Origin of the sequence: Kitasatospora sp. NPDC059648, from assembly GCF_042734825.1 — a bacterium.
Taxonomy (GTDB): Bacteria; Actinomycetota; Actinomycetes; order Streptomycetales; family Streptomycetaceae; genus Kitasatospora.
Genome location: NZ_JBHWDU010000156.1, coordinates 1 through 9,431, shown reverse-complemented (window position 1 = coordinate 9,431; position 9,431 = coordinate 1). Strand labels below are relative to the sequence as shown.

Annotated in this window: 8 protein-coding genes and 3 pseudogenes; 5 read left to right on the top strand and 6 right to left on the bottom strand. The window is 70.2% G+C overall.

Annotated features, from left to right (window positions below):
• Positions 1-529 (top strand): annotated as a pseudogene (locus tag ACFV1W_RS39305) (hypothetical protein); the annotation flags it as partial.
• A 647-nt stretch (positions 530-1,176) separates the two neighbouring features.
• A complete protein-coding gene (locus ACFV1W_RS39300; protein ID WP_380422235.1) occupies positions 1,177-1,437 on the top strand; it encodes a hypothetical protein in 261 nt (86 codons plus the stop codon).
• A 401-nt stretch (positions 1,438-1,838) separates the two neighbouring features.
• Here ACFV1W_RS39300 and ACFV1W_RS39295 read toward each other — a convergent pair.
• Positions 1,839-1,982, bottom strand: a pseudogene (locus tag ACFV1W_RS39295) (IS256 family transposase); the annotation flags it as partial.
• Here ACFV1W_RS39295 and ACFV1W_RS39290 point away from each other — a divergent pair.
• Positions 1,981-2,331, top strand: a pseudogene (locus ACFV1W_RS39290) (alpha/beta hydrolase); the annotation flags it as partial. The pseudogenes ACFV1W_RS39295 and ACFV1W_RS39290 overlap by 2 nt on opposite strands.
• A 127-nt stretch (positions 2,332-2,458) precedes the next feature.
• On the opposite strand, the gene ACFV1W_RS39285 reads toward ACFV1W_RS39290, so the two are convergent.
• The 3 genes from ACFV1W_RS39285 to ACFV1W_RS39275 all read right to left on the bottom strand — a co-directional run bounded on the left by ACFV1W_RS39285 (position 2,459) and on the right by ACFV1W_RS39275 (position 4,121).
• Positions 2,459-2,866 (bottom strand): SgcJ/EcaC family oxidoreductase, encoded by a 408-nt coding sequence (locus ACFV1W_RS39285; protein ID WP_380422234.1) that lies wholly within the window; start codon positions 2,864-2,866, stop codon positions 2,459-2,461.
• 128 nt (positions 2,867-2,994) lie between these two features.
• Positions 2,995-3,408, bottom strand: coding sequence for a MarR family winged helix-turn-helix transcriptional regulator (locus ACFV1W_RS39280; RefSeq protein ID WP_380422232.1), 414 nt, complete (start codon positions 3,406-3,408; stop codon positions 2,995-2,997).
• Between the two features lie 107 nt (positions 3,409-3,515).
• Entirely contained in the window at positions 3,516-4,121 is a 606-nt protein-coding gene (locus ACFV1W_RS39275; RefSeq protein ID WP_380422231.1) for a TetR/AcrR family transcriptional regulator, read from the bottom strand.
• 175 nt (positions 4,122-4,296) lie between these two features.
• Between ACFV1W_RS39275 and ACFV1W_RS39270 the strand changes: the two genes are divergently transcribed.
• Positions 4,297-5,016: an SDR family NAD(P)-dependent oxidoreductase gene (locus ACFV1W_RS39270; RefSeq protein WP_380422230.1), complete on the top strand. Its 720-nt coding sequence runs from the start codon at positions 4,297-4,299 to the stop codon at positions 5,014-5,016.
• 365 nt (positions 5,017-5,381) lie between these two features.
• Here the strand turns inward: ACFV1W_RS39270 and ACFV1W_RS39265 are convergent, their stop codons facing one another.
• Positions 5,382-5,522: a group II intron maturase-specific domain-containing protein gene (locus ACFV1W_RS39265; RefSeq protein ID WP_380422228.1), complete on the bottom strand. Its 141-nt coding sequence runs from the start codon at positions 5,520-5,522 to the stop codon at positions 5,382-5,384.
• Between the two features lie 394 nt (positions 5,523-5,916).
• Between ACFV1W_RS39265 and ACFV1W_RS39260 the strand changes: the two genes are divergently transcribed.
• Complete coding sequence (locus tag ACFV1W_RS39260; RefSeq protein WP_380422227.1) at positions 5,917-8,400, top strand: ABC transporter permease; 2,484 nt, start codon at positions 5,917-5,919, stop codon at positions 8,398-8,400.
• Positions 8,401-8,515: 115 nt separating this feature from the next.
• Here ACFV1W_RS39260 and ACFV1W_RS39255 read toward each other — a convergent pair.
• The coding region (locus ACFV1W_RS39255) for an alpha/beta hydrolase family protein (RefSeq protein WP_380422226.1) at positions 8,516-9,431 on the bottom strand (916 nt) is incomplete at its 5' end.

Genomic DNA, 9,431 nt, shown 5'->3' with positions numbered 1-9,431 from the left:
CATCACCCGAACCCCGGCCAGCACGCCAGTACGGCCAACGTTCACACGTACGAGCGATCACGAAACAAGAGAAACAGGACTTAACGTCCACTCAGGAGAGTTCGACGGGTTCCTCCAGCTCTCCACCCCTGACACGCCGAGCCCGCACCACGATCTGATCAAGGACGCCGAGTGGCTGGGCGCACGCGCCGCTGCCGACGCCTGGATCGGCGACCTCTTCAGTCCGCATCCCGTGTTCCCCGCCGCCGGCGGCCTGCTTCGGTGGGCGGACTCGGAACAGGCCGACCAGTTCTTCTGGCTGACCGATTCCGCCGATCCCGACCGCTGGCCGGTTCTCGCCCAGCCGCACGATGACGTCGCCGCCGGCTGGGAGCGATTCGATGGTTCCGCCAGCGAGTTCATCTACCGGATCCTCACGGATCCCCAGCAGTCGTTCTCCATCGCCTGCTTCTTCGACACCCACACCTTCGAGTCGTACGAGCAGATCAGCGAGCCGGACCACGAGTGGGACGCTGATCCGCATTGGTGAGGAAGGCAGCACCCGACAGCTGCTGCAGAGGATCGGTGCAACCGTTACCCGGGCACTCGTCTCACGCTGTGTACTCGCCGGTCGCGAAAACCGCCAGCTGTCACTTCCAGGCACAGCAGACCGGCACCAGCCTCCGGGCGCCCCTGCCCTGCCTGCGGCAACGGAATCCCTGAGCTTCCCCGGTGTGCGGGAGGTGCTGACAACCACGACACTCCCACGACCAGCCAAAACGACACCCATGACAGCAATCAGACGACAGTCAACGGCAGTCGAAACCTGCCCATGACCACCACAAACACCCAAAACACCACTGCCACACTCGTGACAGATCACCACCGCCACTCCCCCCGACGCGCACCACGCAGCGCTCCGAAAATGAATTCAGGAACGCCGGAAAGGGGCCTACGACCCTCGCCGCGGAGCCGGGCCAGGAGGCGGCCAGGGCCGCGGCCCGGAACGGCCTGTACGGCGGCCCGGGCGCAGCGGCGCGGCGAGCCGGTCAGCGAGCACACGGCCGGCGAACCGAACGGCGGCCACTGCGACACAGCCGGTGCAACACACCCACCGGGCCCCACCAGCTGACCGCTCCCGGACAAGAGATCCCGACCGCTTGGCCCAGCACCGTCCCACCCCACTACCGTGACACCATGGCCCACACCCCCGACGACCCGTACCACCTCACCGGACACCCCACCCTGGCCCTGGACGGTGTCACGATCCACCAGCGGTACGGCGGTCGGACCGAAGAGGGGTACTACTACGACGGCTGGCACAAGTTCACCCCCGGCGACCCCGGCTACGACGAACTGCTCCCCCAGGCCCGCCAGCACCCCGAAGGCACCCGCCTGCAGCGCTGGGCCAGGATCGCGCTGACCCCGAGCCGCTGGCGGTTCCGGGCAAGCCGCTAGCCACCAACCACGCCCCGACCCACCGACGACAACTTCACCGACCGCTCTCGCGAGTACTGTCACACCCACCTCACACACAGGGGCTCCCGGGCCTCTCCCCACGTCACAACACACGACAACCACACGCGACAAGGCACGCGACAGCCGCCAGGTCGAGGCCGAGCTCCTGGAAACCCGGCGGCCGGCTGCCGGGACCAGGGGAGCAGCACGCAGCGCTGCGCCGCGCTGCTCGGGTAGCAGGGGGCAGCGCTGCACGGATAGCAGCCGGTTGCAGCGCCACCGCCGTGCAGCGCTGCGACCGGCGGCCGTTGTGCAGGGCTGCTGGACCGACCGCAGGTACAGAGCGCTACCCCCGATTACGGGACAGAGCTCAATGAACGGTGTAACTCGGTTGATTTGTATTACCGTCGACCGATGGAGAGTCCGCTGTCGAAGGCGATCTCGAATGCGTTCAGTGCGGCCTTCCAACGGGTCATCCAGCGTTTGCGGCCGCCCCCGGTCGGGTCGAGCGCCATGATGGCCATGTAGACGCACTTCAACGCGGCCGCCGCCTCCGACGCCCCCTGGCGCATCCCTCCCCTGCCGGAAATGCCCGCGCCCATGGGTCTGTTCGGTGTGACCGACCCGGCGGACACGGCGTGGCTGCGCACCATGCTGTCGGACGAGTCGGTGCGCTGCTTCCTCCAGCCGGTCCGGCTGGACGACCCGGCCCTGGACGCGATGTCCCGGACGCACATCCACTGTGTCGGCAGCGCACCGGGGGACGTCAGGCGCCGCCCGGTTCCGGCGGTGCAGCCGGACGGCGCTGCGTCGCAGGTGTGGGAGCTGCGGAGCGGCCATGACTGCATGGTCACCCCGGACGCACTCACCGACCTGCTGTTGAAGGCCGGCTGACCGGTTGCCGGTCGCCTGGCGCCGGCAGGTCTTCCGCTGTTCAGGGCTCAAGAAAGGGGGCACTCACTCACATCAGGTCGTGGCCGGTACATCGCGTGGCTGCCACAAGCACCGGCCCATGAAGCCCTCAGAAGCGGTAGGCACGCTTGGATCGGCGGCTCATCTTCGTGTTCTGGAAGGCCACGCACTCCCACCGTCCCTCGCGGCGGTGGAGCGTGAAGGTCTGGAACTTGTCGAACCCGACCCGAGCGCCCTTGCCGATGCCGCCGACGGTGGTCACCACCGCCGTGGACTCGTCCGGCATCCGCACGTCGATCGGCTTGACCGCCATGCGCGTGCCCTTCTGCCACCGGGTGAACACCTCATGATGGGTCCGCTCGATGGCGGCGCGCCCGAACATGGCGTCCCCCATGAAGATCACATATGAGGCGTGCTCCGCGAACTGTGCCGCGTAGCCGGTCGCGTCGCCCGCGTCCCAGGCGTGCCGGATCCGCTCGAGGAATTCCTCGACCGTGTCCATGCTCGTGGCCGTCATGGTCGTCTCCTGTCGTTGGGTGCCTCGCAGCAGCACAGCATTCCGTTTCGACTGAAACTATTCCAACTGAAACAATCTGCGCAAGGCCTCGCCCGCCACCGGATCGAACACCCGACCGGAAGGGCTGGTCACCACACCCGGGCGGGCCGCCCTTCGGGCTCGACGGCGACGTTCTCATAAACGATGCCGAGCAACCGGCGCAGCTCCGACTTGTCCTCGACCGTCAGTCCTGCGGTCAGACGCCGCTCCGAGGCGCCCGCGAGCCCGATCAGCTTCTCCAGTTCCGCTCGGCCCTCCTCCCGCAGTCGGACCAGTTTCACCCGGGCGTCGGTCGGCGACTCGCGCCGCTCCACCAGGCCCCTGTCGATCAGCAGCGAGAGCAGCCCCACCAGACGGCTGGCCGGGATGCCCAGCGAGGAGGCGAGCTGCTGCTGTGCATGCTCCTCGCCGTCACGCAGTCCGCGCAGCACGGCGAAGTGCCGCGGATGCAGGTCCTCCGCGGCTAGGGCGGACTCGAACGCGAGCGCCGCCGCATTGCCCACCGAGGCGATCACAAAGCCGAGTGGCTCGTCCGCCCCAGCGCTCCACGTAGCAGGTCCTTTCCTCACCCCGGCAACGTAGCAGCTGACCGTTCCTACCGAAACAGTCGTCAGCCGCGTACCGCAGCCAGGCCCCGGTCGTACAAGTCGAGAATGTCGCCCTGCCCGTCTCCCTCAAGCCACGTCGCAGTGGCGGCATCGAAGCACGCGAACGCTGACGCAACTATGGCGCGGGCCTCGACTCTGCCTGTCCCGGAGGGGGCCAGTCTGGCTTCGAGCAAGGGCAAGAGCTCCTCCTGGCAGCGCACGCGCTTGCCGAGATAGGCGGCGCGCAGCGAGTCGGTGCGGTGCACCAAACGAAACCGCTGCAGCCCCTCCTCGGGAGTCGCATGGAGGGAGAGTGCGGCCTTGAATGCGGCACGCAACACCTCCCAGGCGCCGGCATCGGCGGGCTGGTCGCGGACGGTTTCCGTCAGGAGGGCCACGAACTGCTCCTCGCTGCCGCCGATGAGTTCTTCCTTGGTGCCGAAGTAACGGAAGAGGGTGCGCTGGGAGACGCCGGCCTCGCGGGCGATCTGCGCGATGGTCGTCTCGTCGTACCCCTGCTGCGTGAACAGGCGCAACGCGGTTTGGAGGATCTCCTGGGCGGCCAACTGCCGCGTGCGATCCCACAGCGTGGACGTAGTCGCCCCTTTGCTCTGTGTTCCCTGCGTCATGCCATCAGCTTAGCGTGACCTGCCAATCTGGCACTCGCATAAGGCTTGGCAGTCGCTGCCAAGCCGTCATACGCTGCCATGGGAGTGAGGCGGGGCGCTGGACGGCCCGCCCCTTCTCAGTCCCTCTCCGCACAGGGCGACAGAACTGGCCCCGCAATCAGCAAGGAGAACAACCGTGGCAGCGAAGACAGCACTCATCACCGGCGGAACCAGCGGAATCGGCAAGGCCACCGCAGAACTACTCCACTCGCGCGGCTACCGCGTCATGGTCACCGGACTCGCCGACACCGCCAACGCAGGCCTTCCCGACGACGTCATCGCCGTCGAGGCCGACATCAGCTCCCTGACCGACATCGACCAGGCCGTGCGCCACGCGCGCGAGCACCTGAGCTCCCTCGACCTGCTCCACCTCAACGCGGGCCTGCCTCGTCCCGGCCTTTCAATCGAGACCACCGACGAGGCCGCCTTCGACGCCCTGTTCAACATCAACGTCAAGGGCAGCTTCTTCACACTCCAAAAGGCGCTCCCCCTGCTGAACGAAGGCGCGTCCGTGGTGTTCACCGTCGGCGCCGCCGAGGGACTCGGCGCCGCCATGACCGCCGCCAAAGGGGCCCTGCTGCCCCTCGTGCGCTCCCTGGCCATCGAACTCGCCCCGCGCCGCGTCCGGGTCAACGCGGTGAGCCCCGGCGTGGTCAACACCCCCGCGTACAGCAAGATGGGCATCTCCCCCGACACGATCGCCTCCTGGGGCGAAGGTGTCCCCCTCGGCCGCGTCGGAGCCCCTGCGGACATTGCCGAAGCCGTCGCCTTCCTCGCATCCGACGCAGCCAGCTACATAACGGGCGACAACCTGCTCGTCTCCGGCGGCATCGGCGTCCACGCCCGCGCCATGTAGGTGATGAGGCCACAAGCCGGTCAGCGCCCTCGAACCTCACTGGTCGGTACACCTAGGCCTACGGGATCCGGCCGTGCCGCCTACGGCGGCAGCGAACCGAGCCGCCCCTCGGTGACCATACTCAGCTCCTACCTGCTTCCGCCGCTGACCTTCGCGGCCCGGCACATCCAGACCGGTCCGCTGCCCGCTCGGGGGTTCGGGCGCGGACCGGTCCTTTCAGTGTGTGCGGTCGGGCGCAACGGTGCCGCTGCTGTTGGTCCGGGTGGTGTTTAGGGGTAGGGGTCGGACCGGGGCGCGGTACCAGCATCTCTGCTGGCCCGTCTCCCCCCGCCCCGGCTCAGCCTGAGGTGCCGTTTGCGCAGCCATTAAACGATCCGCCACCACGTGAAGTGGTCGAGGTAGCTGAAGGTGCTCTTGGACACCCCATGCTGAAAGTAGTTGCACCAGCCCCGTAGAACCCACCGCCCGCGCAACAACCGCGCCGCCCGCCGGACCGCCGACGCCACCGGCAGCGGCGTGCTGGCCAGGCCAGCGGTGACCTCGCCACCGCTGGCCTGGCCACGTGCTGCGGCGCGACCGGGGGAAGTGGCCGGGACGGATTTCGCCGGATGCCGCCGACGACCGGGCCCGGGGCAGGGCGATGCCGGGACCGGGGTCCAGGCGCCTGCACCGCCGTGGCGCACAGGCCTTGGGCCCCTTCGATGCCCCGGGTTTCGCGACACCACTCTCTTCAGGGGCGTGATACCTCCAAGGGAGGAGAGGCCTGGAGACCGTGTCGTGCCGCAGGTTGATCAAGGTGGGGACCTGATGCTGACGGACCGCGGCGCGGTCCTCCCTAGGCTCGACGGTATTCCCTGATCGCACATCACCGCTGCTCGGGAACTGGTGAGCTGAGGACTGATGACGACGTACCGATACACCGTGGCCGAGCTGCGCGGGCAGCTGCGACAGCTGGTCCTGAGCGGGGCCGCGATCGCGCTGGGGGTGGCCTTCCTGATCGCCTCGGTCAGCGGAAGCCGGGCCCTGGCGGACTCGTTCAGCCAGACGGCGGCCGCAGAGGTCGGGCCCGGCGACGTCCAGGTGACCGGCTCCGAGGCGAAGGCCGGGCTGGATGCCGCCACTGCCGACCGGGCCAAGCAAGTCGCCGGGGTGGCCGCGGTGGCGCTACGGCTCACCGGCCGTGGCGGCTTGCTGACCGCGGAGGGGCAGCCACTCGGCGACGCGACGACGGTGACCGCGGTCGCCGCCGATCCGACGCTGCGCTGGCAGCTGCTGAGGGACGGGCGGTGGCCGGGCGCACCCGACGAGGTGCTGCTCGACACCGACACCGCGCGGCGGCTCGACATCGCGCCAGGCTCGGACGTCCGCCTGGCGAAGGCCGGCGGCGGGACCACCACCGCCCGGCTGGTCGGCACCCTGGACGGCCGCGGCGCGCCCAGCCTCGCCGGGCATCCGATCGTCGCCGCCCCGGACGGCGCGGTGCAGCGGTACACCGAGGCCGTCACCGTCACCCAGCTGGACATCCGGCTCCGGCCCGGTGCGTCCCTGTCGGGCTCCACCGAGGCGCTGCGCACCGCCCTCGGCAGCGGAGTGGAGGTCCGCAGCCGGGAGGCGTCCGTGACGAAGGCGACCCGGCAGAGCAAGTCCCTCTACGGTGTGGTTCTGACCGCCGCCCTGTCCTTCGTGCTGATCGCGCTCGCGGTGGCACGGATGGTGGTCGCCAACACCTACTCCGTCGTGCTGGCCCAGCGCACCCGTCAGCTCGCCCTGCTGCGCTGCATAGGCGCCGACAAGACGCAGATCCGTCGACTGATCCGGCGTCAGGGCCTCTTGCTCGGCGCAGGAGCATCGGCCGTCGGGGTGCTGCTCGGCGTGGGGCTGTGCGCGGTGGCGACGGCCGTGGCCCGGGGTGTCGACCTCGGACCGGTGCACCTGCGGCTCCTGCCGTCGCCGCTCACGTGCGGCCTGGCCGGCCTGTTCGGGGTGCTGCTCACACTGCTGGCCGTCCGCGGGCCGGCGAAGAAGGCCTCGGCCGTGCCGCCGGTGGCCGCGCTCTGCGCAGCGCCTGACCCGGGAGGCACGGCGGTCCGGCTGCGGGCCTCGGCCTGGTCCGTGGTGCTGCTGCTGTCCGGTACCGCCTCGCTGGTGCTGGGCGTGGTGGCACCGCCGCCGCTGTCACTGCTGGCCGTCACGCTCGGAGCGATCTGCAGCTTCTTCGGGGTGCTGCGGCACAGCCACCGGCTGCTGCCCGCCGTGGTGGCCGGGTTCGGTGCCCCGGTGCGCCGGCTCGGCGGCACGGCCGGACGGCTGGCCACCCAGCAGCTGCGACTCAATCCGGCCCGGACAGGGGCCACCGGGTCGGCCCTGCTCCTGGGGGTCACGGTGATGGTCGGCGCGGTCACCGCCCTCCACATCACCTCCAACTCTCTGCTGCCGGTGCTCTCCGCACGCCAGCCCGCCGTCTTCTCGGCCGCCGCCGGCGGTGGGGAGCTGCCCTCCGGGGCCCTCGCCGCGCTCGGCGAACAGCGCGGGCTCACCGTCACGCCGGTCCGCTCGGCCGTCGTGGGCGTCGACGGACACCCGACGCGGGTGGCGGCCGTCGACCCCGCCGGACTCAACTCCTCTGCCGACGGGATCGCCCGGGCCCGGGCGCTGCCCGACGGGGCGGCGCTCAGCGGGCTGGCCGACGGCCGGGGCAGCATCCGGATCACCGTCCCGGGACGCCCGGACACCAGCCTGCGGATCGAACCGGGGCGCAGCAGTCTGCCGTTCGCGCTCCAGAGCGGGGCCGTCCTGCTCGTGACGCCGGCGACCCTGGAGCGGGTCGCCCCCGACGCGGCCGTCACCACGGTCTGGGTCGGCCCGGCCGACGGCACCGACCGGCTCACCGCCCGCCGCGCGATGGACCGGGCGCTGGCCGGCTATCCGCAAGTGCAGGTCACTGACACGGCCGCGCAGGCGGACACCCTGCGGTCGCTGCTGGACCGGATGACGCAGATCACCACGGTGCTGCTGTCCTTCTCCGTCGCGATCGCCGGGCTGGGAGTGGCGGCCACCCTGATGCTCAGCGTCAGCGAGCGCGCCCGCGAGATCGGCATGCTGCGCGCGATCGGGATGTCGGGCCGGCAGCTGCGCCGGATGCTCACGCTGGAGGCGTTGCTGCTCTCGCTCGCCGCGGCGCTGGCCGGTACCGCGCTGGGGCTGGGCTACGGCTGGGCGGCCGCGCGCTCGGTCACCTCCACGGTGGGGACGGTCGGTGGCGCGCCGGTACCGCTGGTGCTGGCGGCACTCGGGCTGACGGTGCTGATCGGGCTGGCCGCGGCCGTGCTGCCGGCGCGGCGGGTGGGGCGGATGACCGTCGTGGGCGCGCTGCACTCGGCGTAGGCGCGGGCGATTCTGTGTGGCTTCAAGGCTCACCCGCGCCGCCATCTACCTCGCCCGCGAAGGCCCGCCTCACCGACGTACCCCGAGCCTGCACCCGGACCAGCCATTTCGAACCTCAGTAGTGCTGGAAGAGCACCTCCGGATCGTTCGGCGAGGGGCCGTCCAGCAGCGGAGTGTGGATCCCCTTCAGCGTCTGGTCGAAGAACGCTGTCACGTACTCGCGGGTGATCACGATTCCACGTTCGGGGTCGAGGGGCGGCGTCGGGAGCCCGGCCTGCTCCTGAAGCAGGTCCCCGTCGGAGAAGCTGAAGTGGTCGGCGCCGGTGACCGTCAGCCACTTCTTGTAGCCGCCGAGGGCGGTCCAGGGGCGCTCCCAATCGGTGTTGGCGGTCGTACCCAGCATGAGGAACGGCCGGTTGATCTGGCCGGGCATCGGGACCGGGAAGAAGGTGCCGTCCATGTTCACTGCGGCCCGTACGCGCGGGTCGGCGATCATCGTGTCGGCGGCCGCCGCTCCGCCGAGGGAGTGTCCGGCCATGCCGATCTCGTGCTTGTCGATGAGGTGGGCCAGGCGCCACGCGGTATTGCCGTGCGTCAACTGGTCGATCACGAAGGACACGTCCCGCGCGCGGCTGGCGGCGACGGAGTCGAAGTCGATCTTGTCCGGGTGGTCGCAGATCGCGCACGGCGGCGTCTGGCCGTTCGCCAGCGTCTCGCCGGGGTCCTCGTAGGTGTGGCCGACGAGCGCGACGACGTAGCCGTGACTGGCCAGCTCGGTCGCGAGCGAGGTGAGCATCATGCGCGGGTCCTCGTACGCGGGTGAGAGGACCACGAGCGGGTGCTTGCCGCGTTGCGGCCGCGCGCCGTCGAAGGCGTGAGTGGTGACGCCGGCAAGGTTCTGCGGAGTGACGCCGGAGCTCGCCGGCATCTTCCGGTGCTGGAGGACTCCGGCTGCCTCGCCGAGGGTCATGTAAGGGGCCGGGGTCCCGGTCCCGGGGACGGCCGGGTAGACCATCGTGACGGTCAGCTGG